This window comes from Salinimonas sediminis (assembly GCF_003429285.1).
Lineage (GTDB): Bacteria > Pseudomonadota > Gammaproteobacteria > Enterobacterales > Alteromonadaceae > Alteromonas > Alteromonas indica.
Genome location: NZ_CP031769.1, coordinates 760,614 through 786,703, shown reverse-complemented (window position 1 = coordinate 786,703; position 26,090 = coordinate 760,614). Strand labels below are relative to the sequence as shown.

At 47.9% G+C, this 26,090-nt stretch carries 21 protein-coding genes; 7 read left to right on the top strand and 14 right to left on the bottom strand.

Annotated elements, in window-relative coordinates; genetic code table 11:
• Positions 1-114: 114 nt before the first annotated feature.
• Entirely contained in the window at positions 115-1,023 is a 909-nt protein-coding gene (locus D0Y50_RS03540) for a hydrogen peroxide-inducible genes activator (RefSeq protein WP_108568140.1), read from the bottom strand.
• A gap of 334 nt (positions 1,024-1,357) precedes the next feature.
• On the opposite strand from D0Y50_RS03540, the gene D0Y50_RS03535 reads away from it, so the two are divergent.
• The gene (locus D0Y50_RS03535) at positions 1,358-2,341 is read left to right on the top strand and encodes a universal stress protein (protein WP_108568139.1); all 984 of its coding nucleotides are present in this window, start codon (positions 1,358-1,360) and stop codon (positions 2,339-2,341) included.
• A gap of 280 nt (positions 2,342-2,621) precedes the next feature.
• Here the strand turns inward: D0Y50_RS03535 and D0Y50_RS03530 are convergent, their stop codons facing one another.
• The 5 genes from D0Y50_RS03530 to D0Y50_RS03510 form a co-directional block, all read right to left on the bottom strand.
• On the bottom strand, positions 2,622-3,893 hold the full coding sequence (locus tag D0Y50_RS03530) for an inorganic phosphate transporter (RefSeq protein WP_108568138.1): 1,272 nt from the start codon (positions 3,891-3,893) through the stop codon (positions 2,622-2,624).
• A 286-nt stretch (positions 3,894-4,179) separates the two neighbouring features.
• Positions 4,180-4,896 carry a phosphate signaling complex protein PhoU gene (gene phoU / locus D0Y50_RS03525; RefSeq protein ID WP_108568137.1) on the bottom strand — a complete coding sequence of 239 codons (717 nt, stop codon included), beginning with the start codon at positions 4,894-4,896 and terminating at the stop codon, positions 4,180-4,182.
• A gap of 50 nt (positions 4,897-4,946) precedes the next feature.
• Positions 4,947-5,753: a phosphate ABC transporter ATP-binding protein PstB gene (gene pstB, locus D0Y50_RS03520; protein WP_108568136.1), complete on the bottom strand. Its 807-nt coding sequence runs from the start codon at positions 5,751-5,753 to the stop codon at positions 4,947-4,949.
• Positions 5,754-5,755: 2 nt separating this feature from the next.
• Entirely contained in the window at positions 5,756-7,333 is a 1,578-nt protein-coding gene (pstA, locus tag D0Y50_RS03515) for a phosphate ABC transporter permease PstA (protein WP_117315538.1), read from the bottom strand.
• On the bottom strand, positions 7,326-9,476 hold the full coding sequence (locus tag D0Y50_RS03510; protein ID WP_232366445.1) for an ABC transporter permease subunit: 2,151 nt from the start codon (positions 9,474-9,476) through the stop codon (positions 7,326-7,328). The genes pstA and D0Y50_RS03510 overlap by 8 nt, the downstream gene beginning before the upstream one ends.
• Positions 9,477-9,633: 157 nt before the next feature.
• On the opposite strand from D0Y50_RS03510, the gene D0Y50_RS03505 reads away from it, so the two are divergent.
• The 3 genes from D0Y50_RS03505 to ppx all read left to right on the top strand — a co-directional run bounded on the left by D0Y50_RS03505 (position 9,634) and on the right by ppx (position 13,833).
• Positions 9,634-10,140, top strand: a complete 507-nt coding sequence (locus tag D0Y50_RS03505) for a glycine cleavage system protein R (RefSeq protein ID WP_108568133.1) — start codon at positions 9,634-9,636, stop codon at positions 10,138-10,140.
• Between the two features lie 85 nt (positions 10,141-10,225).
• Entirely contained in the window at positions 10,226-12,307 is a 2,082-nt protein-coding gene (gene ppk1 / locus D0Y50_RS03500) for a polyphosphate kinase 1 (RefSeq protein WP_117315534.1), read from the top strand.
• Positions 12,304-13,833: an exopolyphosphatase gene (ppx, locus tag D0Y50_RS03495; protein ID WP_108568131.1), complete on the top strand. Its 1,530-nt coding sequence runs from the start codon at positions 12,304-12,306 to the stop codon at positions 13,831-13,833. The genes ppk1 and ppx overlap by 4 nt, the downstream gene beginning before the upstream one ends.
• Here ppx and D0Y50_RS03490 read toward each other — a convergent pair.
• From D0Y50_RS03490 to tkt, 5 genes are all read right to left on the bottom strand, one after another.
• Entirely contained in the window at positions 13,727-14,995 is a 1,269-nt protein-coding gene (locus tag D0Y50_RS03490) for a GGDEF domain-containing protein (RefSeq protein ID WP_117315532.1), read from the bottom strand. The two genes, ppx and D0Y50_RS03490, sit on opposite strands and share 107 nt — an antisense overlap.
• Positions 14,996-15,355: 360 nt before the next feature.
• Positions 15,356-16,255, bottom strand: coding sequence for a fructose bisphosphate aldolase (locus D0Y50_RS03485; RefSeq protein WP_117315530.1), 900 nt, complete (start codon positions 16,253-16,255; stop codon positions 15,356-15,358).
• 125 nt (positions 16,256-16,380) lie between these two features.
• On the bottom strand, positions 16,381-17,556 hold the full coding sequence (locus D0Y50_RS03480; RefSeq protein WP_108568128.1) for a phosphoglycerate kinase: 1,176 nt from the start codon (positions 17,554-17,556) through the stop codon (positions 16,381-16,383).
• Between the two features lie 58 nt (positions 17,557-17,614).
• On the bottom strand, positions 17,615-18,634 hold the full coding sequence (epd, locus tag D0Y50_RS03475) for an erythrose-4-phosphate dehydrogenase (RefSeq protein ID WP_108568127.1): 1,020 nt from the start codon (positions 18,632-18,634) through the stop codon (positions 17,615-17,617).
• Positions 18,635-18,656: 22 nt separating this feature from the next.
• The gene (gene tkt, locus D0Y50_RS03470) at positions 18,657-20,651 is read right to left on the bottom strand and encodes a transketolase (protein WP_117315527.1); all 1,995 of its coding nucleotides are present in this window, start codon (positions 20,649-20,651) and stop codon (positions 18,657-18,659) included.
• Positions 20,652-20,979: 328 nt separating this feature from the next.
• On the opposite strand from tkt, the gene metK reads away from it, so the two are divergent.
• Positions 20,980-22,125: a methionine adenosyltransferase gene (gene metK / locus D0Y50_RS03465; protein ID WP_108568125.1), complete on the top strand. Its 1,146-nt coding sequence runs from the start codon at positions 20,980-20,982 to the stop codon at positions 22,123-22,125.
• 3 nt (positions 22,126-22,128) lie between these two features.
• Here metK and D0Y50_RS03460 read toward each other — a convergent pair whose 3' ends face one another.
• Positions 22,129-22,638, bottom strand: a complete 510-nt coding sequence (locus D0Y50_RS03460) for a CYTH domain-containing protein (RefSeq protein WP_117315525.1) — start codon at positions 22,636-22,638, stop codon at positions 22,129-22,131.
• A gap of 225 nt (positions 22,639-22,863) precedes the next feature.
• Between D0Y50_RS03460 and D0Y50_RS03455 the strand changes: the two genes are divergently transcribed.
• Positions 22,864-23,364 carry a hypothetical protein gene (locus tag D0Y50_RS03455; RefSeq protein WP_147318222.1) on the top strand — a complete coding sequence of 167 codons (501 nt, stop codon included), beginning with the start codon at positions 22,864-22,866 and terminating at the stop codon, positions 23,362-23,364.
• On the opposite strand, the gene D0Y50_RS03450 is transcribed toward D0Y50_RS03455, so the two are convergent.
• The gene (locus tag D0Y50_RS03450) at positions 23,355-24,062 is read right to left on the bottom strand and encodes an aspartate/glutamate racemase family protein (protein WP_117315521.1); all 708 of its coding nucleotides are present in this window, start codon (positions 24,060-24,062) and stop codon (positions 23,355-23,357) included. The genes D0Y50_RS03455 and D0Y50_RS03450 overlap by 10 nt on opposite strands.
• 4 nt (positions 24,063-24,066) lie before the next feature.
• Positions 24,067-24,582: a 3'-5' exonuclease gene (locus tag D0Y50_RS03445; RefSeq protein WP_108568121.1), complete on the bottom strand. Its 516-nt coding sequence runs from the start codon at positions 24,580-24,582 to the stop codon at positions 24,067-24,069.
• Between the two features lie 320 nt (positions 24,583-24,902).
• Between D0Y50_RS03445 and D0Y50_RS03440 the strand changes: the two genes are divergently transcribed.
• Entirely contained in the window at positions 24,903-26,090 is a 1,188-nt protein-coding gene (locus D0Y50_RS03440) for an ABC transporter substrate-binding protein (RefSeq protein WP_117315519.1), read from the top strand.

Sequence of the window (26,090 nt, the reverse complement as noted above, 5' to 3'; positions counted from 1 at the left end):
GTCGCTCTGTTAATACTGAATTGCACCACGCAAACTCCGGTCAAATGCCAGAACTTGCTAACCAAATATCAATTTTTTGCTAATAAAGTGTGACGACTTCAATAGCGATTTGACTTATTTCAGTGTAGGAATTGGTAGCAACGGCGATAAAATTTCTGCAATACGGCGAAATAGTCGCATCCGGGTGGTGCCCGACCGCCACACCAAACCGATTTCCCGATACGCCTCATTTTCTGCCGGCATGGCTTTTAGCTCTGTATGGTTCAATATTTTTTGATTAAGCGCCAACTCGGGTAAAAAAGTGTACCCTAGTTTACTGTTTGCCAATTGTACCAGCGTATACAGGCTACTGGCCGCCAAACTACTTACCTGATCGCGGTGCTGTAATCCACATGCACTGACAGCATGCCCCGTCATACAGTGTTCCTGTTGTAATAAGAAAATGCTCTTTTTGGGCAAGGTGCCAATATCAAATGGCTCAGGCAAGGCGTCTGTAAGATCATGATGCGCCACCAGGTGAAACGGGTCGTGCCCGAGAATCATCTGCTTGCAGCCTGGCGTATCCATTGGCAAAGCCAGTATCAGCAAATCCAGTTGGCCATCGGTTAATTGCTGCAACAAATTATCCGTCGTATCTTCCTGCAATTCGAGGCTAATTTCTGGTAAGAATGTTTTGAATGCGCCTATCAAACCTTCAAATACAAATGGGGCGATGGTAGGAATAACCCCTAATTTAAGTTTTCCGCGTTGCCAGTTACCCGCATTCTGCGCGTATTCCACCAGCTCACCAGCTTCTTGCAGAATAAGCTTACTGCGTTCCACTACATCCAGCCCTAATGATGTAAACACAAAGGTTTTGTGCTCACGTTCAAGAAGTTGGCTACCAAAATGTTCTTCGAGGTTTTGTATCGCTGTGCTTAAGGTTGACTGACTTACATTACAGCGATGCGCCGCCCGGTGAAAATGCTGCTCTTGATAGAGGGTAACCAAGTAGTGAAGATGTTTTAGATTAGGCCATTTCATACTATAATCTTATTGATTAAAACTGATAATTTTAATCTAGCATAAGAATCGTTTCGGCAAAACGCATGTTCAGTAAAAAAGTGCTTATGGTACAAATACTACCCGGTTTGGCGTAATGTATTGTAAAAGCGGTTACCAGGTATTTGAATGAAACCCACCATAGCTTTATTTGTCATAAAAGTTTCATGGCTCAGGGTAACGTTTGGGGCCGGTGTCACATTATACTAAACTATCGTACGGGTTATCCGGGCTTTACGAACAGGTTTAAATAACTCAGCCAGTACAGCGCTGCACAAACGCAACCGTGCTATTAAGACTTTAGAACGAGGCGACAATGAAAGGGCACTTTAAAAATATTCTTTGCATCCTGAGCGATACGCATAAACAGGATGAGGTTGTCGCGCAGGCTATCCATATAGCCAGGCGTCATCAGGCAAAACTAACCATTCAGTTGAAATTAGAAGCCCTGCCGCCCAATGCCAATATGGTGATGCAGTCATTCGCCTATCTGGAAACACATAGCTCCATTGAGAGCAATGCGAAAGCCTGGCTGAATGAACACATCCAAAATTGGGCTAAGGAATACCCGGTAACCGGTGAAGTTACCATTGGTGAAAACTTTATTGATGTCATTAAATACATTATTCGCAACGATGTTGACCTGGTTATTAAGCTGTCTGATGCCGATATAGTGGAACGCTTTTTTGGCAGTAATGATATGCAATTGCTGCGCAAATGCCCCTGCCCGGTATGGGTAGTGCATCGGGGTGAAAGTAAACAATATGACAGCATCGTGGCGGCACTGGACCTTAACTACCACTACCCCACCCATGAAATTTCAGTTCGAAAGAAGTTGAATCTGGATATATTGCGCTATGCTGCCCGTATCGCACTAATGGAATTTGCCCAACTGCATATTGTGCATGTGTATGATGTGGTACCCGAAAGTATTTTGCGTGGGGGTTTTATATCCGTCGATGAAGATGCGTTGCAAAACGACCTTGAAGGTATTTACGCTGAACGTGAAGACGAACTTAACCGTCTGCTTAATGAGCTGGACAAAGAGCTGGATGAAGGCTCACTGGATTATCTTAAACCGGAAAAGCATTTGGTCCACGGCTATCCCCGCCGCGAAATTGCTGCTACGGCAAAAGCAGTAGGGGCTAGAGCGGTAGTGATGGGTACAGTAGCCCGATTAGGTGTACCAGGCTTTATTATGGGCGGTACAGCAGAAGAAACCCTACACCAGTTGCACTGCGCCGTAGTGGGTATTAAGCCCGAAGGCTTTATTTCACCTATTACCATTGACGAAGAATAAACGGCAGGGGCGCTGAACTTACCCGCTATAATGCATAAAGAGATCGCCGACTTTGCGCTTGGGTAGATGGCCTCAGGTAACGCGGCCACATTACGACCTGTAGCGGGTTACGCCTGGCCGACGTGAGCGAACCGGTTATCAGCACAACTACCTGATGCGTAAGATACAGGATAATCGCTTTAATATACCGCTTACGAAAAAGCCCCCACTAAATTTTAGTGGGGGCTTTTTTATGTGCCGTATCAAGCCGCGGCAATAACCCCGGCGCGTGCAGCAATAATTAAGGCAGGTCGTAGAACCCTTTTAACAGGTAGAAGAAGATAATCGACAACAAGGCACCTGCAGGTAGGGTGATAACCCACGACACCACAATATTACGTACAATGCCTAAATTAAGCGCTGATACGCCCCGCGCCATACCGACCCCTAATACTGCTCCAACCAGCGTTTGCGTGGTTGAAATTGGTAGCCCGGTGCCCGAGGCGATAACTACCGTACAAGCAGCAGCCAGCTCCGCGGCAAAACCACGGCTGGGAGTCAAATGAGTAATGCCCTGCCCTATCGTTTTGATAACCCGATGGCCAAACAATGCCAGACCGGCCACTATACCCAAGCCGCCTAATGGCAAAATCCATGGGGCCAATTTCGAGCTGGCGTCAATTTCACCACCAGAATGTACTACGCTTACCACCGCTGCCAGAGGGCCAATCGCGTTAGCAACATCATTAGAGCCATGCGCAAATGCCATACAACAGGCGGTCACAACCATCAATACTGCAAACACTTTTTCTACGTTAGCAGCTTGTAAGTCGGCATCCTGGGAAGCACTATATTGCAAGCGGTTGATCATTATTTTGCCAATAATACCCAACACAATAGCAATCGCCACCGCCAGCAGATAACCATTGAGCGCGGAGAGCTCCATCCCCACATGCTTCAGGCCTTTCTTAATGGTGACCAGTGACATAACAAAACCGGCCAGCCCCATATAAAAGGGGACATAGCGTTTAGCATTTGCCAACGGGGTCGGAGTACTGAAAATAAGCTTTTGAGCACTCATAAAGATGAGATAGGCGATAATGCCGGAGATCGCGGGTGTAATAACCCAGCTCCCCACAATACCCCCTACTTTATCCCACGAGACCGCGTCCATGCTAACGCCGGTGGCGGTAAAACCAATAATCGCACCAATGATCGAATGCGTGGTAGATACCGGCCAGCCAAGCCAGGAGGCCAGCGCCAGCCAGATGCCGGCGGCAAATAATGAAGCGATCATCCCCAAGACGAGATAATCAGGCTTATCAATAAAGAAACTAGAGTCTATTATCCCTTTACGGATAGTAGAGGTTACTTCTCCGCCCGCCAGATAAGCGCCGGCGAACTCAAATATCATGGCAATGAAAATGGCTTGCTTGATAGTCAGTGCTTTGGAACCTACTGAGGTTCCCATGGCATTCGCCACGTCATTAGCACCGATACCCCAGGCCATAATGAAACCCACCACTGCTGCTAAAATAATGAGTGATGTGCCGTATTCTTGTAAAAATTCCACAGGTATTCGCTCCTGAGTTACTTACTGGAAAGGCCAGACAGCGTCAGGCGCATTGAGTGTATAGTGCGCCCATTTACATAGGCGTAAGTGCTCGGTGACGAAGTGTTTTCTGTATTATCCATAGGTCAATAATTAAACTGATCTCTTCAAGGCTGGGCGCATGATAACGTAATCATTGCTGATGCCATAGTCCCAAATAGCGTATTTAGCGTAAATTAAATAAATCAGCGCAAAGTTGCCGAAATTAGCGCCTATTGTTTCAATTTTATGACGTTTTACTTTCGTATTAGGATAAGTTATCCAGCTTTTGCATCAGGTTTTCTAGCGAAGTGTGTCGGGCATCTTCGCCGCTGGCAAGGCTGATAACGTATTCGCAAATGTTTTTACAACGGTCGCCCACCCGCTCTAACGAGCGTAATGCCCACAAAATTTCTAGCCAATCCTGCATAGATTCTGTGTTTTTCTCCATCTCTGAAGCAATAAACGTCAGCAGTTTTTTATATTCGCTGTCTATGCGTGTATCCTGCTCGTACACCTCCAGCGCAGCTTTTTCATCTTGTCTGGCAAAGGCATCAAAGGTGCCGCGCATCATATCCGCCACCCGCTCGCCAATCAGCAGCATGCTGCTTTTTACACTGGCTGAGGAGGGGAGTTTTTGTTTGGTTACCAGGCGGGCAATACGCTCTATCTCATCCCCCATTCTTTCGATATCGGTGATCACCTTGGATATCGTCATTACCAGGCGCAAATCGGAGGCGGTGGGGTGGCGTTTAGCGATGATACGCAGGCACTCTTTGTCAATTTGCATTTCCATCGAGTTGATTTTCAGATCGTTCACAATCACTTTTTCGGCTAACCCGGGATGGTTAAGCTGAATTGCTTTTAGTGTATCTACCAGTTGTTGCTCAACTTCCCCGCCCATGGTTAATACTGAATTTCTTAAGTTTTCCAATTCAGTATTAAAGCGCCCTGAAATATGCGTATTAAATGCGACTTGTTGCACAATGTTTCACCTTTTAACCTAACCGGTATCCGCGGCCGGGGGTTTATGTATCAACCGTAACGGCCGGTAATATAATCTTCCGTCTGCTTTTTGCGCGGCGTGGTAAATAATGTATCACTGTCGCTATATTCAATCAGCCGGCCCTGGTGCAAGAAAGCGGTGTAGTCAGACACCCGTGCCGCCTGTTGCATGTTATGGGTCACAATAACAATAGAGCAGCGCTTTTTAAGCCCCGCCATTAACTCTTCAATAAACAGTGTGGTAAGAGGATCCAGCGCCGAAGTGGGTTCATCAAGCAATAATATTTCAGGTTGCAGGGCCAACGCCCGGGCAATAACTAACCGCTGCTGCTGACCACCGGATAACACATTCGCGGGCTCGAACAAGCGGTCTTTAACCTCATTCCACAGGGCGGCATCATGCAATGCCTGTTCTACCGCCTCGTCTAACTGACGTCGGGTATTGATGCCTTGCAATCTCAAGCCATAGGAAACATTGTCAAAAATACTCATGGGAAAAGGATTAGGTCGCTGAAATACCATCCCCACCTGGGTGCGTAGCTGGGCAACATTCTCTTTTCGGCTGTTAATATCCCGCCCGTTGATAATCACTTTCCCACTGTAATGGCAGTGTTGGTGTAAATCGTTTAGCCGGTTAAAGCTGCTAATCAGGGTCGACTTACCGCAACCACTTTGTCCGATAAGTGCTGTGATTTGGTGCTTAGGGATAGACATTGAAATATTTTCCAGCACCGGCTTAGAACCGAAACGTAGCGACAGTTGCTCTACCCGAATGGCGGTATCCGCTTCGGCCAGATTATTTACATCAAGATGTTCACGCTCAAATAACGTTAGCATGGTTACCCTTTGTGATACCGCTTGCGCAACTTAGTACGCAGTAAAACAGCCAGTATATTTAAAACAAACACCACTACCAATAACAACAAACAGGCAGCGAACATCATCGAGGCGCCTTTGGCATCAGTTTGGCTATGAAACGCGCCATCGTAAATCAGCACACCAAGATGCATGAATTGACGCTCCAGATGCAAATAGGGAAATTCTGCATCAATTGGTAAATTGGGGGCGAACTTAACCGCCCCCACCAGCATCAGCGGCGCCACTTCCCCTGCCGCCCGCGCAATGGCCAGAATAACACCGGTCATAATCCCGGGTGAAGCCATAGGTAAAATGGTATACAACACGGTTTCGGCTTTGGTCGCTCCTAAGGCATAGCTGCCCGCTTTTAATCCCTGAGGAACATTTCGCAAGCCCTCTTCAGTAGCCACTATCACCACTGGCAAGGTAAGAATAGCCATCGTTAGCGAGGCCCAAAACACCCCCGGTGTCCCCAATGTCGGAGCTGGCAGGTTCGCCTCAAAAAACAGGGCGTCAATATTACCGCCGACCCCATAAATAAAGAACCCCAGCCCAAAAACTCCATAAACAATAGACGGCACCCCCGCCATATTGCTAACCGCTATGCGGATTACGGCAATCAGCCCATTATTGCTGGCGTATTCGTTAAGATAAATAGCTGCCAGTACGCCAAAGGGCGTAACAATAATGGTCATCAAAAAGACCATGAGGACCGTTCCAAATAAGGCTGGAAAAACACCACCGGCGGTGTTCGCCTGCTTAGGCGATTCGCTAAGAAAGCCCCCTACTTCATACAAGGCTTCCCCGAGTTTCTGCCATCCACTAAGCTGCCCCGGGTAAACCAGATGCTCTACTTCAATAAGGGCGACAGATACTATGCTCTGGTCGGCCAGCCGTACGAACAGTTGATACGCGTCGCGCTGCTTTTCAAGGGTTAAAATTCGCTTATGCCAGCGGTCAAAGCCCTGATTTAACGTGAGCCGGGCCGGAGCTTTTTTGCCCACCTTGCGCTGGTCAAGCTCAGTCAGTTTCTGATGTATATCAGCCAGCTGCTCATCTCGTATGCCGGCTATCGACTGTTCAATTTGTCGCACCTGCGTCAAGCGCTGGGCTAAACGGTTCAACGAGACATCAGGGTCGCTGGGGGCTGTAACCTTTAGCGGCTCCCCTAATATCGCCCGCCCATCGCGCAAACTGATGCGCGCTGCCTCAGGGGCCAGCCGGGCTTGAAGCAAGTTGGTATCATCTAATAAGGTTTGATTACCGTAGGGATTACGGGCATGAGAATACACCACCCAGCGCACAGGTTCACCGCCCTGTTCAAACTGGTTTTGATATTGGCCATAGGCGGTAATCGGCTGATCGTCACTGGCCCGCACAAATTGCAGTTGCTGAATATCCTCCGGCCAGAAATAGCCGCCCCCCCGGGCGAATATCAGCAATACAATACTTACCATTGCCAATAGCAATATGGCAGTAAAAAACGTGCAAATACCAATAAACAGGCTTTGCCGCTGACCGGCATTTAATACGCTCGATAGGCTGGGCAGCTTACTCATGGGCCGTCTGCCTGCGTAACCGCTGTCTTAATAATTCAGCGATAGTGTTAACCACAAAGGTAAAGGCAAACAGGATCCCGGCAGTCAAAAACAATATCTGATAATGGGTACTGTTGACATCGGCCTCAGGTAATTCAATGGCTAAGTTAGCAGTAAGTGCCCGCAAACCTTCCAGTAAGCTCCACGAGGCAATGGGGGTGTTTCCGGTCACCATTAACACAATCATAGTTTCACCAAATGCGCGCCCAAAGCCCAACATAACAGCAGCTAGAATACCGGGAGTAGCCACGTATAAAACAACGTTGTGGAGAGTCTGCAAACGCGTGGCCCCCAGCGCAAAAGAGGCTTGTTTAAGTTCATCCGGCACACTGGAGATTGCATCTTCAGCCAGCGAATAAATACTGGGGGAAATAGCTATACCCAGGGCAATAGCTACCACAATAGTGGTTTTCCCTACGCTGGTTTGCGCCACGGCCGTTAATTCGTCTATGCTATCCAGGCCGAAGATACCTAAAAGCCAGTCAGGCACGATAGCGGTACTGACATAACCCAGCAGTAAAATGCCCGCCACCGCCACAATCAGTTCAAACCCTGCCCGCCACCGCCCCAAACGCTGTGTGAGCGGACGCTGGAAAAGCGCGATAAGAACCAATAAAAAAGGTATCACTACCATAAAAAAAGCAAACGAAAACAAAATATTACTGGCTAACGGCGCCAGCCAAATAGCCGCGATAAAACCAATCAGTACAGAGGGTATGGCTTCGAGCATTTCAATCGCCGGACGGATCCAGTAACGCAAGCGCGAGCGCGCAAAAAAGCCGGTATATACGGCTGCACACACCGAGATAGGAATAGCAATTATCAGGGCCAGTAAGGAGGCTTTTAAACTGCCCATCAGCAACGGCACCAAGCTGTATTTTTGCTCCTGGTAATCTGTTGCACTGGAGCTTTGCCAGGTATGAGCAGCCTCAGGATAGCCTTCGTATTGTTGCTTTTCGAACAAGGAAGCCCACGTAGTAACGCCAGATAAATGGCGGGTCAGATAAACTTGCAATACCTTGTCGTTGTGCAAATACAAACGGTTAGCATACCAACTGATGGCACTGACCAGCTCGTCGCTGAAGGTGGTGGAGACAATTTCACCGGTCAGGCGATTTAACAGCAATAAGCGTTTACTGGTGGTGGCAATAACCATTGCGTTGGAAGCGGGATGGGACATCACCGCGGTAGGTAATTCTCCTTGAGCTAAGTCCAGGGTGTAGGTAGGAACATAAAGTAATTTGCCCTGCTGGTTCTGTAATATCCAGCGCGTGACTTCCCCGGTGGAACTGGCAATAAATAAGCTTCGGCCTTTTGGCAAAGCTTGCCACCAGCCTAACTTGCCTTTCATCGCCACCGTATGAATAGTTTTGCCCCCAGGGGCCACAAAGCGTAGTTCATTATTCGCATAAACGACCGTTTGACTGGTGTTGGGCAACGGCATAACCTGGCTGGCCCCTTCAAAGCGCTGGTCATAAATACGGGTGGGATGCAGCCGATCAACCCAGCGTACCAGGGTCTGATTTGCCGTCGTCACTCTGGCCACCGCCCACTTTTCACTTAACCCCACCTCCCAGTCCAGGGCATCTCGCCACAGACTCATCGGCAAGGCGAAGGAGCTTCCTACAAAGTCTTCGTGTCCCGAGGCAGCCTGGGCGGGGATACTGGTAGGCAAAGAATGCAAATCACGCACCCCCGCAATACGCACGATGCCTTTAGCCGAAACAGTCACCAAATAATGTTCACCTAATACATTCATTATTTGCGCCTGCTGATCGCATGGTCGAATAATGACTCTATCGGTGCTCAACGCCTGCTGTTGTAAGCTTTTCAGCTGCACCTGGCATTGGTTAGTCAGTAGCATTGCCGGTTGGCGTTCAAGGACATCGGCACTACCGGCAAACCGACTGCCTTCGGGGGCAGTAAAACTGGCGCGCTTTTCAAATTCGGGCACCAATGCTAAGGGCAGCGACTGACTAATAAGATGGGTAATCAACACAATAAGGGTGAGCAACACCAGCACGCCAAAGGCAGTCACGGTCACTTTAAGGCGAACATCCCTTTGCATACGTCGTCGGGTTTTCGTTCTTATTGTAGAATTCATGCTTCCCTAACAACTCATTACGTGCAAAATGCGGTGGTTAGCCGCGTATGATGTGGTATTTTAATCGCTATTATCAAGTGAAACCTGACCGATAAGCAACCGTCAGAGTTTACTTAGCCAACAAACCTTACGTCCAGCACAAAAATCCGGAGTCCTTATGCAACCAGTGGTCATTACGATAATGGGGAAAGATAAAACCGGCATCGTTGATGCGTTAGCAAAAAGCGTTTATCAACATGGTGGCAACTGGCAAAGTAGCAGCTTTGCCCACATGGCCGGGATGTTCACCGGCTTTGTTGAAGTGCTGGTGCCTGAAGACAGGCACGAAGCCCTTGTCGCAGCGCTGGATGCGATTCCTGATTTAAGCGTGACAGCCGTATCCCTGGTGGGCGCAGATGCACGATTAAGTGAAACTCTGACAGTAGAAGTAATGGGTAACGACAAACCTGGTATCGTCCAGGAACTGACGGCCACCCTGAATCAATTCAATTTGAATATTGTGTCGTTTGATTCGGGCGTGCAAAGCGCGCCAAATTGGGGTTCACTAATGTTTAAAGCCCGAGCCCGACTTGCGGTACCAGAACAGTTTAATCATGATGCATTACAAAGTGCGCTGGAAAATCTGGCCAATGATCTGGTAGTGGATATTTCCACGCAGATATAACGCCTGTCACAATTACATGTCATACGCGTGTCACGGATCGCTGGCACGCTTCCCCCTTTTGGTAATATGGTAAATAAAGAATAATATGGAACCCAAAGAGCTTTACTACCCGAAAGAGCTTAGCTGGCTGGCCTTTAACGAACGGGTGCTGCAAGAAGCAGCAGACAAAAATACGCCCGTAGTGGAGCGTATCCGCTTTCTTGGAATTTATTCAAATAACCTCGACGAATTCTACCGGGTCCGCGCAGCGGACGTGAAGCGGTTAATTACCATCGCACAAAATGACGGCAACAGCGAAGAAGCCCGAAACAAACTGGAGCTGATGGATCAAATTCAGAAAAAAGTGGTGGCGCTGTCCAATAAGTTTGATGAAATTCACCGTGATGCGGTTAAAGCGTTAGCGCGCTACAATATCTTTATTCTGCGCAAGAACGAGCTTAACGACTATCAGGTTACCTGGGTCCGCAACTTCTTTGTAAATAAAATTCTGCGCCATATAGCGCCTATATTAATTGATAAAAAAACCGACCTGTTGAGCCGTCTGAACGGTACCGCCGTTTATCTGTATGTGGCCATCCGGCGTAAAGACCGCAATACCCGCTATGCGGCTTTGCAGGTTCCCTCCCAGGAAATGTCTCGGTTTGTACAAATTCCACCGGAAAAAAGCCGTAAGAAAAAACATATCATCTTGCTTGATGACATTATCCAGCTGTGTCTGGAAGAAATTTTCCGTGGCTTTGTTAAATACGATTCGCTGGAAGCATTTTCATTTAAAATGACCCGCGACGCAGAATATTCAATTAACGATGAGATTGACGAAAGCTACGTCGAAAAAATGTCGGAAAGCATGAAACAACGCTTAATCGCCGAGCCTGTGCGGGTGATATACGACACCAGTATGCCCACCGACATGGTACATGACCTGCGTAAACGATTAAAAATCACTTCGCTGGATACGATGCATGCAGCTGGCCACTTCAGAAACTTTAAAGACTTTATCGGGTTTCCCAACATTGGCCGTGAATATCTTGAACATGCGCCATTACCCTCAATAGATACAAAGGAGTTTTCGCAGTACAACACCGTATTCGATGCCATTACCGCTCACGATATTCTGCTGTATTACCCTTATCATCGGTTTTTACATTTTACCGAGTTTGTGCGCCAGGCAGCCTTTGACCCGAGCGTAAAAACCATCCGAATCAATATATATCGGGTGGCCAGTAATTCGCGTATTGTTAATTCGCTGATTGATGCTGTAGACAACGGTAAAAAAGTTACCGTGGTAGTGGAGATTCGAGCCCGATTTGACGAAGAAGCCAATATCGAATGGTCTAAACGGATGACGGATGCCGGTATTCGAGTAGTGTTAGGTGTCCCTACCTTGAAAATCCACAGTAAGTTATGTCTGGTCACCCGCGAAGAACGCGGCTCACTAGTGCATTATGCTCACTTTGGTACCGGTAATTTTAACGAAAAAACCGCCAAAATTTATACCGACTACAGCTTATTTACCCGTAATCAGGAACTGGCTGAGGAAGCCGTTGCAGTATTTGATTTGATTCAATACCCCTATCGGCGGTACAAGTTTCATCATTTACAAATTTCTCCACTTAACGCACGCACTAAAATACAGTCACTTATCCGCCAGGAAATCCAACATTTAAAGGAAGGCCGCCCGGCGCGTATAACCTTTAAAATAAACAACCTGGTAGACAAGGAACTGATTGACGATTTATACCGTGCCAGCCAGGCTGGTATGGAAATTCGCGGTATTGTTCGGGGCATGTGTTCACTGGTCCCCGGTTTACCCGGCATCAGTGACAATATCGATATTATTTCCGTGGTGGACCGTTTCCTTGAGCACCCCAGGGTAATGATTTTTGAAGGCGGTGGCGATCGCAAAGTATTCATCTCATCAGCGGACTGGATGATGCGTAACATGGATAACCGCATTGAAGTGGGATGTCCAATATATGATAAGCGTCTGCAACAACGTATTGTTGATATGACAGAAATGCAGTTTCAGGACACCTTGAAAGCCCGTATAATTGACAAGGACCAGACCAATCGGTACGTTCGCAGAGGTAATCGTAAAAAATTACGTTCCCAGGTAGAGATTTACGACTACCTTAAGCAGCTAGAAACGAGTACCCCACCTAAATGACACAACATGAATCTGCACTGGTGAGTGCAGAAAGCCGGGAAGTAACTAAAGTTGCTGCACTGGATATTGGTTCTAACAGTTTCCACCTGGTGGTTGCCAGAATTAATGCAGGCTCGGTGCAGATACTGCACCGGGTGAAGCAAAAAGTTCGCTTGGCGGCAGGCCTGGATGATGACAATGTGCTGTCAGCAGAAGCGATGGAGCGTGGTCTTGACTCTCTGCGTATCGTCGCCCAGAGCCTTGAAGGCTTTGCCCCGGATTCGGTGCGCATTGTGGCTACTCATACCTTACGCAAGGCGAAAAACGCCCGCCAGTTTATTGAAGCTGCCCGGGCGGTGATGCCCTACCCGGTAGAGATTATTCCCGGCCAGGAAGAAGCCAGACTGATTTATTCCGGGGTGGCTCATACCAGCCATACTGAAGGACGCCGGTTGGTGGTGGATATTGGCGGGGGATCTACCGAATTTATTATTGGCGAAGGCTTCACCCCGATGGTGTGCAGCAGCCTACAAATGGGCTGCGTGAGCTTTACGGAACGCTTCTTTGCCCAAGGAGAGTTGAAAGCCAAAGCTTTTGATAAAGCCATTACAGCGGTTGAACAAGAACTGGAAATTATTCAGGAAAAATACCTCAAGCTAGGCTGGATCCAATGTATCGGCACCTCAGGTACCATTAAAACCCTGTTTAATTTAGCCCAACGTGACCGCCCGAATGGGCATGCCATTCCGGTTACCCTCAAAAGCCTTAAAGAGTTGATGAAACGCTTTATTGAACTGGGCCATACTGACAAACTTGATATGCCGGAAATCAGTGACGATCGCCGGGTAGTTGTAGCCGGCGGTTTAGCAATATTAATTGGGGTATTTAGGGCGCTGAATATTGATGGCCTGGAATACTCGCCAGCAGCCCTACGCGAAGGGGTGCTGTATCAGATGGAAGATGAGCTTCACAGCGCTGATATTCGTGGCCGCACCGCCACCAGTTTAGCTACCCGCTATGACATTGATACCGCTCAAGCGAACCTGGTTCTGAATACCTCTCGCTATCTGTTTGACCAATGTGCTAAACCCTGGAAACTGAAAAGCCGGGATTTTCGCAACATGTTGGGATGGGCTGCCAGCTTGCATGAAGTGGGCCTGCAAATAAATTCCCGGGGCGTCCAACGTCATTCGGCTTACATTCTGGCTAATGTGGATATGCCTGGGTTTACCCTGGAGCAGCAAAATCTGTTGGCTACATTGGTACGTTTTCACCGTAAGAAAATAAAAACGTCGGAAATACCGGAGTTTTATGTGTATGACACTACCAGCGTACGCCGGCTAATCGGCATTTTGCGTTTGAGTGTATTGCTAAACATCAAACGCCAGGAAGCTTTTCTGCCCGAATTTACCGCTGCAGCCAGTAAAAATGGATTAGTGCTTACTTTTCCTGAGCAGTGGCTGGAACAGCGCCCAATTCTGTATGCCGACCTGGTGCGGGAGCAGAGCTACTGGCAGGCAATGTCGTTGAGTCTGGGGTTTGAATAAACGGCTGCCCATAAGCAATAATCTGGTTTCTGCCATTGTTTTTTGCCTGGTACAAAGCTTGATCTGCCTCCCCGATAATTTCAAATACATCGGCGCCAGCCGGCAATGCTAATAACCCGAACGATGCGGTTAGACTGATCGCATCGTCGTTCACCGCTAACGGCTGGCTGGCGATGTGTTGACGCAGCATTTCTGCGCGCTCACTGGCACGGTTTAAATCACAATCCAGTAGCAGCATTAAAAATTCTTCGCCGCCCATTCGAATCAAAATATCCCCCGGATACAGCTGGCTGCGCAATAGCTGGCTAAAATGTCGTAACGCTTTATCACCGGTCAGGTGACCGTATTTGTCATTAATACTTTTGAAGTGATCGATATCGCACACTAACATACACACACTTTGACAGTGCAGCTCTGCCTTTCTCACGATAGTTGGCGCGACATCATAAAAATAATTTCGGTTTTTACAGGCCGTCAGGGGGTCGCGGTAAATTTGCTTTTTTAACCGAATAACCAGTGAGTGCATTACCGACACAACGAACCCCAGCATGAAAACAATCATAGCAATAACGATGATTCCAAAGGTAATAAAGCTTTGATGATCTGCGGCAACCTGTAACGCAAACATATATACAGGGCCGCCTAACACCAGGGCCACTACCGCCCCCACCAGAATATAAAACAATACTTTGTCGCCAATACTGCGAGAATTCATCAGCATGAGCATTTTAAGCGCAGCGGCAACAATTGGCATTAGGGTACTTAAAAGCAATAACAAACGGCAAAACACCATATTTTCGGTGTAATAGTGCATTACCCAGGTCAGTGCTTCAATGCAGGCTATGTGCAATAAAATAAGTAGTCGTTGGGTCTTCGGTAGGGCCTGGCCAAACCGTTTGAGTACGGTTAAATAGACCATATAAGCAGCCAATGTTGCACACAGGTTCTGCCCCAAACTGTGAAGCAGGGCCATATCAATGTATTGCAGATTAGAAAAGCCGTAACTCAGCCAAAGAAACAGCAGAAATAGGCGGGCGTATAAGCCCGAACTAGCTTTGTGCTTATGCGAAGGCGCAGGTAGCGCGTAGGTAAATAACATACCTACTGCGGTAATAACGCCCAGTACGGCGATCTGCAAAAAGAGTAATTCAGAGGTCTGCACTTATCACCATCAACCGGGCATCATGGCCCGCGATATGTTGTCACAAAGTAAGACATGGTGGACTGCCTTACATTAACATTCTGTTAATAGTATACCCTGATAATAAACGGGGGGCATAAAAATGTTGATAAAGGTATAAGGGGATAAACCTTAAAGCCTATAGCTTGACAGGCAATGATAGAAAGAGGCGTCAGAAAACAAGCCTATCGCACTTGCCGTACGCAGGCGGTAACAATGTGCTTATTTACCGCTACAAAAGCTCAGCTGTGCAGGCCGCCAGTTCGCCCCGCCCTGATAAGAGGGGTACGACACGTGGGGCAACAAACAGATAGCAACCCCAAGGGTTGCTATCTTAATATCTTAAGCTTTAGATGCCTGGTAGATAGATTCGATGGCTTCATCCAGCACAGTATCGAAGTCCCGGCTACTTTGCGCAGCCTTGATGCCTTCGGTTAAGGCACGCGAGAAACTGGCGATAACACCTTTATTCCGGGTTAATTTTTGGTTTGCTTCGTCACGGCTGTAGCCGCCCGACAAGGCAACCACTTTAATGACATTTTCATGCTCTACCAACTCACTATAAAAGTTGTCTTCTTCAGGCAGCGTAAGTTTTAGCATAACCATCTGGTCGCTATTAAGTGCGGCTAACTGCTTCAAAATGGCCGCTTTCAATAAACCTTCAGCTTCTGCTTTTTCAGGGCTTTTGATATCCACTTCAGGTTCAATGATAGGCACCAGACCCGCAGCGATAATTTGTTTTGCAACGTCAAATTGCTGCTTAACCACAGCCTCAATGCCCGCTTCATTGGCCAGCTTGACCACTGAGCGCATTTTTGTCCCAAATACATCCTGCGCATTCGCTTTCTCAAGTAGAAGGTTTAACGAGGTAATAGGCTTCATGGTTTGTACACCATCGGCCTCATCGTTTAATCCTTTGTCTACTTTCAAAAAAGGGACGACACGTTTTTCATCCCACAGATAACGGGCGCTGGGCTTACCTTCGATATTTCTATCCAGGGTGTCTTCGAACAAAATCGCGCCAAGCACACGGTCGCCATTAAAGGGAGGACTGGTAATAATGCGGGTACGCATGTCGTGAACCAAGCCAAACATTTCATCGTCGTTGCTAAACTGCGACTCTTCAATGCCATACAAACGCAGTGCCTTGGGGGTACTGCCACCGCTTTGATCCAATGCTGCAATAAAACCATCAGCTGTTTTGATTTTATCCAGCATAGCGTGCTGAGTTTGTGATGCCATGAGCAACACTCCTTATTGTAGCTGCCTCGCTGGGCAGTTGTAGGGTTTATAATTATTTCCGGCGCACGTCACTGTGCGCCGGATAGAGGGTAAATTGTTTACCACCTATTCACTGTTAGCGTGCTTTATTTATTTTTTTCTTCTAGCACTGCTACAGCAGGTAATGTCTTGCCTTCAAGGAATTCAAGAAATGCGCCACCACCGGTCGAGATATAGGATATCTTATCAGCGATTTCATATTTATCTACTGCTGCTAATGTATCACCCCCGCCGGCAATAGAAAATGCATCACTTTGGGCAATAGCTTCGGCGATACCTTTGGTGCCCTCGGCGAACTGATCAAACTCAAATACCCCTACCGGACCATTCCATACAATAGTACCGGCGTTCTTCAAAATGGCCTTTAGCGCTTCTGTTGAATCCGGTCCAATATCAAATACCATGTCGTCATCATCAATTTGTGAGACAGGCTTTAGGGTAGCTGGGGTGGTGTCTGAAAATTCTTTGCCGACGACAACATCTGTTGGTACCGGTATATCACCGCCATTGGCCTGGGCCTGGCTGATTAACGCTTTAGCATCATCGACCAGGTCAAGTTCTACCAGAGATTTTCCTACATTATGGCCTTGTGCGGCAATAAAAGTATTGGCTATACCGCCGCCCACAATGAGCTGGTCTACTTTTTCAGACAATGACTTAAGTACCGTCAGTTTGGTTGAGACTTTAGAGCCGCCAACAATGGCCACCATCGGCCGGGCTGGGTTGTCCAGGGCCTTGCCTAAGGCATCAAGTTCAGCAGCCAGCAGCGGGCCCGCACAAGCTTTGGGGGCAAACTTGGCCACCCCATGGGTAGACGCTTGTGCCCGGTGAGCAGTACCAAACGCATCCATTACAAACACATCACACAAGGCGGCATACTGCTTCGACAATGTCTCGTCATCACCTTTCTCGCCTTTGTTAAAGCGAACATTTTCCAGAATAACCAACTGCCCGGGCTGCACATCCACACCCTCAAGATAGTCTTTAACCAAGCGTACTTCGACATCCAGCACGTCGTTAAGATAATTAACCACCGGCTGTAGTGAGTATTCTTCAGCTGGCTCACCCTCGGTAGGGCGGCCCAGATGCGACATCACCATTACCGCAGCACCAGACTCAAGGGCAGCTTTTAGCGTGGGGATAGATGCTTTGATACGTGCATCTGAAGTCACTTTACCGTTTTTTACCGGCACATTCAGATCTTGTCTGATCAGCACACGCTGACCATCAAGTGAGAAATCCTGCATACTTGGAATTGCCATAATGTCTCCCTATTCGCGTGAGTTACGCGCAGTAAATTACTGCGCAGTCTGTATAGTATTACGTTGCATTACCGACATGATACATCGCTTGCGCTGTGTCTATCATGCGGTTGGCAAACCCCCATTCGTTATCGCACCAGATAAGCGTTTTCACCAATTGACCATGGCTTACCCGGGTTTGCGTGCCATCTACAATGCATGAATGGGGATCATGATTGAAATCGACGGAGACCAGCGGCTCTTCGGTGTAACTTAATATACCTGAAAGTCTGCCTTCGCGGGCGTTTTTAAGTACGGTGTTTACCTGTTCAATACACACCTTCTCTGCCAGGGTCACACTTAAGTCCATGGCGGTGACATTGATAGTGGGTACCCGAACGGCGATGGCCTCAAATTTACCGGCAAACTTTGGCAAAATACGTTCAATACCGCGGGCCAGCCGGGTATCTACCGGAATAATAGACTGACTAGCTGCCCGGGTACGGCGTAAATCGTCATGATAGGCATCGATAACCATTTGGTCATGCATGGAGGAATGGATAGTGGTAATCGTCCCGCTTTGCACGCCAAAAGCAGCGTCCAATACCTGAATGATGGGCACTATACAATTAGTTGTACAGGATCCATTAGACACCAGCCGGTGCGCTGGCAATAGCGTATCTTCGTTACTACCAAAAATAATAGTGTTGTCGAGGTCATGACTACCGGGCTGGGAAAACAACACTTTGCCGGCCCCTGCGTCTAGGTGCGCCTGCCCTGCCGTGCGGTCTTGATGCACGCCAGTGCATTCGAGCACTATATCCACCGCCAGTTCATCCCAGGGTAAGGCATGCAGGTCGGTTATCGAGGTTAAACGAATGTTGTCTGAAGCTACCTGAAGGCTATCGTTTTTCAATGCAACATCAAAAGGAAACCGCCCGTGGGCGGTATCGTATTTCAATAAATGGGCAATGCCCTGTGGCTTGGCTATCTCGTTTATGGCTACTACGCGAATATGCTGATTGCGCCCTGTTTCATACAGGGCGCGAAGCACATTGCGGCCAATCCGACCAAAGCCGTTGATGGCAACTCTGACCATGCTTACCGCCTGTTAATGCCCATTACAGCAAAGATTTAGCGGCCGCTACGACAGCATCAGTAGTGATGTTAAAGTGCTCAAACAGCTCATTCGCCGGGCCGGATTCCCCAAAGGTATCCATTCCTACGATGGCGCCATTATAGCCTACATATTTGTACCAGCTGTCTTTTGACAAGGCTTCTACTGCAACCCGCCGTGACACAGCTACCGGCAGTACGCTCTCGCGATATTCAGCATCCTGACGGTCGAACACATCAGTACATGGCATAGACACCACCCGCGCCTTCGTACCTTGGGCACTCAATGTTTCTGCAGCTTCTACTGCCAACTGAACTTCAGAGCCAGTACCTATAAGAATGACATCAGGGGTACCGTCACAATCTTTTAGAATGTAACCGCCCTTTTCAATGGCTTTAACCTGCTCATCGCTACGTTCCTGCTGTTTTACACCCTGACGGGTGAAAATCAGTGAAGTGGGTCCGTCGTTACGTACAATGGCCTGTTTCCATGCCACCGCCGATTCAACCTGATCGCAGGGGCGCCAGTTATCCAGGTTTGGCGTAGAACGCAAGGCAACTAACTGTTCAACCGGTTGGTGGGTTGGTCCATCTTCACCCAGGCCGATAGAGTCATGGGTATACACAAAGATAACCGGCGCTTTCATTAACGACGCCATACGCACAGCATTACGGGCATATTCCATAAACATCAGGAATGTCGCACCGTACGCTTTTAAGCCGCCATGTAACACCAGACCATTCATAATGGCCGACATACCAAATTCACGTACACCGTAGTAAATGTAATTACCGCTGGCATCTTCATTAATAACCCCTTTACTACCTTCCCAGATAGTCAGGTTAGAACCAGCAAGGTCAGCTGAACCACCCACCATTTCAGGCAGCAGTGGGCCATACGCATTAAGCGTATTCTGTGACGCCTTACGGGTGGCTACTGTTTCCGGGTTAGCTTGTAGCTTAGCAATATACTCATCTGCTTTTTCCACAAAATCGGCTGGTAGATCGCCCTTCACCCGACGCTTAAATTCAGCGGCTTCTGTAGGGTAGGCTTTCTCGTAGGCAGCAAATTTTTCTTCCCACTGTTGCTGCGCTTTTTGGCCTTTCTCTTTGGCATCCCATTCAGCATAAACATCTGATGGAACCGCAAACGCTTCAGCTGTCCAGCCCAGCTCTTTGCGGGTAGCAACAATTTCATCTTCGCCCAGCGCTGCGCCGTGGCTGGCTTCCGAGCCTTGTTTGTTAGGCGAACCAAAACCAATAATGGTTTTACAGATAATCAGCGTTGGCTGCGTGGTATTGCTACGGCCTGCTTCTACTGCTTTGCGAACCTGATCAGCATCATGGCCATCTACATTTTCGATCACCTGCCAGCCATACGCTTTAAAACGCGCAGCAGTATCATCGGTAAACCAACCTTCAACTTCACCATCAATGGAAATACCATTGTCGTCATAAAAGGCAATTAGCTTACCCAGTCCAAGGGTGCCGGCTAACGAGCTAACCTCGTGAGAGATACCTTCCATCAGACAGCCATCACCTAAGAAGGTATAGGTGTAGTGGTCAACAATATCATGACCTTCTTTATTAAATTGCGCGGCCAGTACTTTTTCAGCCAGCGCCATACCAACGGCATTACTTACGCCCTGACCTAGCGGCCCGGTAGTTGTTTCCACACCCGGCGCATAGCCATATTCAGGATGGCCAGGGGTTTTTGAATGCAGTTGACGGAAGTTCTTCAATTCTTCAATAGGTAGATCGTAACCGGAAAGGTGCAGCAATGAGTACAGCAACATAGACCCATGACCGTTTGACAAAACGAAGCGGTCACGGTTTGCCCAGTCTGGGTTTGTCGGGTTGTGCGATAAGAAGTCGCACCATAATACTTGTGCAATATCCGCCATTCCCATGGGCGCACCCGGGTGGCCTGATTTTGCTTGTTGCACTGCGTCCATGCTTAAGGCACGGATGGCATTGGCGAGTTCACGACGAGTGGGCATGTTGTCTCCTGGTTTTAGTTCCTACGGACAAAGTCATACGCTGCCATACAAATTTGGCTCAATTAGCTGATTTGTCCGTTGTACATGAAAATAGCAACTATTCTTACCTAACCGTGTTCCTACTGCAATGTGTTTTACCATTGCAAACCCACGGTTCGGGTAAATAATGCCGATATCTTGCTTACGTTTTTTTATGTGGTGGCAAATCTATAATTGTCAACCAAACGTAACAAATAGACTTATAGACGTCCAGATGTAAAGACTGGTATTTTGAAGCGTATCAAGTACAATTATGCCTTTAATGAGGGCAAAATCTAACGGAGAATTTATGGCTACGCAGTTATTCACATCCGAGTCAGTATCAGAAGGCCATCCGGATAAAATTGCAGATCAGATATCTGATGCAGTTTTAGATGCAATTCTGGAACAGGATCCTAAAGCTCGGGTTGCGTGCGAAACTTACGTTAAGACCGGTATGGTACTGGTTGGCGGAGAAATTACTACCTCTGCGTGGGTCGATATTGAAGAACTTACCCGCCAGACAGTCAAAGACATTGGCTATACCCATTCTGATATGGGCTTTGATGCTGATTCATGTGCGGTGTTAAATGCCATAGGTAAGCAATCTCCGGATATTAATCAAGGCGTAGATCGTACCAGTCCTGAAGAACAGGGAGCCGGTGACCAGGGCTTAATGTTCGGTTATGCCAGTGATGAAACTGATGTGCTAATGCCAGCACCGATTACCTATGCCCATCGCCTGGTGCAAAAGCAGGCCGAAGTACGTAAATCGGGCAAACTTAGCTTTTTACGCCCGGATGCGAAAAGCCAGGTGACCTTTATTTATGAAAACGATAAGCCTGTAGGCGTAGATGCGGTCGTACTGTCTACTCAACATTGCGATAGCGTATCCACCGCACAGGTTCGCGAAGCGGTAATGGAAGAGATTATCAAACCGGTATTGCCGGCGCATTGGCTGACCGAAAGCACCCGTTTTCATATTAACCCTACTGGCCGGTTTGTTATTGGCGGCCCAGTAGGTGATTGCGGTCTTACCGGGCGCAAAATAATTGTTGATACCTACGGCGGTATGGCGAGGCATGGTGGCGGCGCCTTCTCGGGTAAAGATCCGTCGAAAGTTGACCGCTCCGCAGCTTACGCTGGGCGTTACGTAGCAAAAAATATTGTCGCGGCTGGTTTAGCTAAACGTTGCGAAATCCAAATCTCATACGCGATTGGCGTGGCCGAGCCTACTTCTATCAGTATTGAGACCTTTGGTACCGCCACGGTAGATGAAAAAACTTTGGTGGCATTAGTTCGCGAACATTTTGACCTGCGCCCTTACGGTCTGATCAAAATGCTCGATTTGGAACGGCCTATTTACCGTGCTACCGCTGCGTATGGACATTTCGGCCGGGATCTTTTCCCGTGGGAAAACACCGATAAAGCTGAGGCCCTGAAAGCCTCGATTTAAGCTTTAACCATAGGCTTTCTCCTGCCCGAGCATCGCATTGATATCGGGCAGGCCAATTCTGGCCAGTGCCATATCTGTGTAATCCTTATGATGGGTAACTTCGGTGTGTACATAATCAGGCTGAATAAATTCTCTGCATTGCTGTTCATTAGCAAAGGTTACGACAACCAGTTTTAATGGCGCCAGGTTACCTGTATAAGCCATCAACTCCACAGGTTGACCCGCATGTTTAATCTGGCTTTTTTCGCCAGCAAATCGCAGCCCTTGGGTTTGCTCCCACAGGGTCGAAAATTGCTCCGCCGACAGCGCAATAACCTCGGTCTGACGTTTTAACCCACTCCCCTGCACCACTGATAAGGTGGGTTGACCATTGGTGTCTTGCACATAAATCTGCTTCTCCTCAGCACAGCTTAAATACCCGCGCGTAATTTTATCCACTGACGCCGCCTGTAGCAGGCTGCCAGGAATATAAGACACAATAAAACGACGTTCAAAATGCCATTTGCCATGCATGGTCGGACTCCTGATTCCTGCACTTTCCCCTATTTTCACGTATCCTAAAATAGGGCCCAATAGATCACTTGTGCTACTTAATGCGTAATATAAAATTAGACGATAGGATCAAAATTCACCATCTGGTGATAGAATCTTTTTAATCTATAGCTACACTTATAACAAAGGGTTGCTAAAAGCCCGGTAATGACGCTTGCCCACTTAACTAATGGAATTGATAACCTTATGAAAGGTTTGCTTTTTTTAACTGTTTTGGCATTTATTCCCGGTATTGCTTTGGCGGCGGAACAACCGGTATCTGCGCTTTCAGACGAAGGCCATACTCGCTATATTTCAAGCCCTTATCAAAGCTCCTTTTCCTACCGCTCTCCCCGTATCCCCTTATGGTCATTTGGTTTAAGGTACGACAAAGAGCTGCCTTACCATCCATTGTGGATTGACGCAATTGACAGCTACCGCCAAGTGGACTCTGTACGGATCAGTGCCAGCCGGGCATTACCCTATGTTTCCTCGATGCGCGTATTTGCAGCAATTCAAACCAGCAATCAGCAAAATTACGTATCGGCGCGTGAAGTGTATCTGCCACAAAATGCCGGTATTGCGGCAAGCCTGGGATGGACGTTAGGTAATACAGAACAATTTAATATGGCCGTAGAATACGAACACCGGGAAATCGGCGAGCTTGATGTCAACAGCCTGGTATTGGGGGTGCAGTACTATTTTTGACAACCTAATAAATGTTGCACAATTTGCCGGGTATGAATAACCGTGGTGTCTAACAATTGATGGCGGGTAAATTGCGGTGAAATAAGCAGGCTAATTTCCGTACAGCCTAAAACAAACCCTTGCGCACCGTGGCCGTCTAAATCGCGCATAATAGCCAAAAATTGCTGTCGCGAGCTATCGCGGATAACGCCTTTGCATAACTGCTGATAGATTATGCTATGAATATCATCCTGGGCGTCAATTTCGGGTACCAATACCTCTAGCTGGTGTAGCGCCAGACCCTCTCGATAGAAGCTTTCCTGCATGGTAAACCGGGTACCCAATAAGGCTACCTTCGTTAACTTCTGCTGAATACAGGCTTGGGCCGTCGCGTCGATGATATTGAGCAGTGGTACTGAAATGGCTTGCTGCACCTGAGACGCTAATTTATGCATGGTATTGGTGGCTATGGCAATAGCGGTCGCTCCCGCTCTTTCTAATGCCTGGGCGCTGATAATCAGTAATTCGGCTAATGCTTCCCAGTTATGCTGGTGCTGTAGCTCGCTGACCAGATTAAAATCCAAACTATGTATTACTACATCAGCGCTGTGCAAATTGCCTAGCGCTTTACCTACTTGCTGATTTATTTCCCGATAATACAGGGCGGTAGATTCCCAGCTCATTCCACCAATAATTCCCACCCGTTGTTGTCCGTGCATTATTCTATCCAGTAGGCCGCGATTTTGTACTGTGCGCCTGGGTATGAATAAATGTCAACTGAATAAGGTCAGCATCGACGCTGGCGCGATGCCGCTGGGAATCAAACCGGTGTTGTAGTTCCAGCTTGGTATTGTGCCAGATATCCATTTGTTGCTCGCTGAGCAAATAATCTAACGCGGACACCCTGAATGCCATAGATTGGCGCGCCGCGCCAAATAACTTAATAAGCCACGGATAATCCACCACCCAACCATCCGAATACACCGTTTGACCGCGCAAAAATGCATTCAGTTCAGTACAGACCTCCTCCACCGGCTGGCCATATTGGTTGAGATCCTGGCGACTCAAACCATGCAGTTTGGCCGCATGGTCGTCCCAGTGGGTCCAACTATCAAGTGGCTGAATCAGCCGACAAAATCGGGCACCGTCATAACGTTTTACGCCCACTTCAATAGGATAGCTGGATGAACCGAAACCAGACGCTTCGACATCAATAACGGACGGTGGTTGTTTAGTCATACAGCAAGGTTACTCCTGTTACTTTTTGCCCGTGTTATATAGCTTGCCAATACCCTACAGGTAGCAAATACCGTACACGTGGCAAAGGGCATACACAAACTGCCAAAAACAGCTATGCCACCTGAATTAATCAGTAGCCGAGTAAACTTTATACCTGTGCGCCGGCAATTTCGTTCGGTATAGTGAGGTATTAAATACCTCATTCTTTTTCGTGGCATGGGTTAGGGGAGTTAGACCAAGGGTTTACCGCCCTTTGTCTAATTGCGAAACCGCTAAAAATCACTACGATTGATATATAACGTTTATGTAATAAGTTGCCCATGCGCGTACAGACTATTTTTATTTTGTGGTTAATTATTGTTGGCATGGCCCCTTTTAGTGGGCAAGTGCACGCTAAGCCCGATGACACCCCGTTACTTATCGCTATCGATGCCGATTTCAGCACGGTGGCCGTTGAAGGCGGCAATGCGATTGCCCGTGGGGTCGAGTTAGCCGTGGCAGATATTAATAAAGCAGGCGGCTTAATGGGGCGGCAGGTGCAAATAGTGCACAAAGATCATCGGGGTAACCCTGCCCGTGGTGTCGCAAACATTAAAAAGCTGGCTGAACTGGACAATTTGATTGCCGTGGTAGGCGGTATTCATACGCCCGTGGCTATTGCTGAGCTGCCTTATATTCACCGCCACAACATTCTGTATCTGGGCCCCTGGGCAGCAGGTACGCCCCTCGTCGAAAATGACTTCAGCCCCAATAATGTATTTCGGGTATCTATCCGCGACAGTGAAGCGGGCAGTGTGCTGATCAAACACGCTAAAGCGCAGGGATATAAAACGGTGGCGCTGGTGCTTGAACGCACCGGCTGGGGCCGATCAAATCTGACCTCATTAAAGGTGGCCGCTGCGCAGCAAGGGGTAAACATTCAAAAAGTGACCTGGATAAACTGGCATCAAACTAATTTTTCTGCTGATGCGCAAAGCATTCAGCAGGCAAAGGTGGATGCAGTTATATTAGTTACCAATGCCCCTGAAGGTGCGGTAGCAATCAATGCTTTATACCAGACCTCAGAAAAGCCCCTTCCGGTCATTGCTCACTGGGGGATCGGCAGCGGTAACTTTGTTAAGTTGATTGGCATGGACATGCTGGCAAAACTGGATATTTCTGTTATTCAAACTTTTAGTTTTCTTTACCAGAACAATCCGGTTGCTGCTAAACTCTTTAAAGACTATCAACAGGCGTATGGTGAAACCAGTAAAGATAGCGTTTCTGCTGTGGTGGGCACGGCCCACGCCTATGATCTGGTCAGCATGTTAGCCATTGCGGTCAGGCAGGCGGAAAGTATTGAGTTAAATAAGGTTCGCCATGCACTGGAAAATTTACCGCCGATAAATGGCGCGGTAAAACGATATATGCCGGCATTTACCCAAAGTCGCCACGATGCGTTATGGGCCGATGATTACTTTATGGCGCAATTTGATAATAATGGAAATCTTATTCCGATAACGAGGTAA

What these genes read in the sequence shown, in the direction of transcription:
- D0Y50_RS03455 (WP_147318222.1), top strand. Translation starts at nt 22,864, where the DNA reads ATGAAAGGTTTGCTTTTTTTAACTGTTTTGGCATTTATTCCCGGTATT.
- ppx (WP_108568131.1), top strand. Translation starts at nt 12,304, where the DNA reads ATGACACAACATGAATCTGCACTGGTGAGTGCAGAAAGCCGGGAAGTA.
- D0Y50_RS03505 (WP_108568133.1), top strand. Translation starts at nt 9,634, where the DNA reads ATGCAACCAGTGGTCATTACGATAATGGGGAAAGATAAAACCGGCATC.
- D0Y50_RS03510 (WP_232366445.1), bottom strand. Translation starts at nt 9,476, where the DNA reads ATGAATTCTACAATAAGAACGAAAACCCGACGACGTATGCAAAGGGAT.
- ppk1 (WP_117315534.1), top strand. Translation starts at nt 10,226, where the DNA reads ATGGAACCCAAAGAGCTTTACTACCCGAAAGAGCTTAGCTGGCTGGCC.
- metK (WP_108568125.1), top strand. Translation starts at nt 20,980, where the DNA reads ATGGCTACGCAGTTATTCACATCCGAGTCAGTATCAGAAGGCCATCCG.
- pstB (WP_108568136.1), bottom strand. Translation starts at nt 5,753, where the DNA reads ATGCTAACGTTATTTGAGCGTGAACATCTTGATGTAAATAATCTGGCC.
- D0Y50_RS03445 (WP_108568121.1), bottom strand. Translation starts at nt 24,582, where the DNA reads ATGACTAAACAACCACCGTCCGTTATTGATGTCGAAGCGTCTGGTTTC.
- epd (WP_108568127.1), bottom strand. Translation starts at nt 18,634, where the DNA reads ATGGTCAGAGTTGCCATCAACGGCTTTGGTCGGATTGGCCGCAATGTG.
- D0Y50_RS03440 (WP_117315519.1), top strand. Translation starts at nt 24,903, where the DNA reads ATGCGCGTACAGACTATTTTTATTTTGTGGTTAATTATTGTTGGCATG.
- D0Y50_RS03535 (WP_108568139.1), top strand. Translation starts at nt 1,358, where the DNA reads ATGAAAGGGCACTTTAAAAATATTCTTTGCATCCTGAGCGATACGCAT.
- D0Y50_RS03540 (WP_108568140.1), bottom strand. Translation starts at nt 1,023, where the DNA reads ATGAAATGGCCTAATCTAAAACATCTTCACTACTTGGTTACCCTCTAT.
- tkt (WP_117315527.1), bottom strand. Translation starts at nt 20,651, where the DNA reads ATGCCCACTCGTCGTGAACTCGCCAATGCCATCCGTGCCTTAAGCATG.
- D0Y50_RS03450 (WP_117315521.1), bottom strand. Translation starts at nt 24,062, where the DNA reads ATGCACGGACAACAACGGGTGGGAATTATTGGTGGAATGAGCTGGGAA.
- D0Y50_RS03460 (WP_117315525.1), bottom strand. Translation starts at nt 22,638, where the DNA reads ATGCATGGCAAATGGCATTTTGAACGTCGTTTTATTGTGTCTTATATT.
- D0Y50_RS03480 (WP_108568128.1), bottom strand. Translation starts at nt 17,556, where the DNA reads ATGGCAATTCCAAGTATGCAGGATTTCTCACTTGATGGTCAGCGTGTG.
- pstA (WP_117315538.1), bottom strand. Translation starts at nt 7,333, where the DNA reads ATGAGTAAGCTGCCCAGCCTATCGAGCGTATTAAATGCCGGTCAGCGG.
- D0Y50_RS03485 (WP_117315530.1), bottom strand. Translation starts at nt 16,255, where the DNA reads ATGGCATCACAAACTCAGCACGCTATGCTGGATAAAATCAAAACAGCT.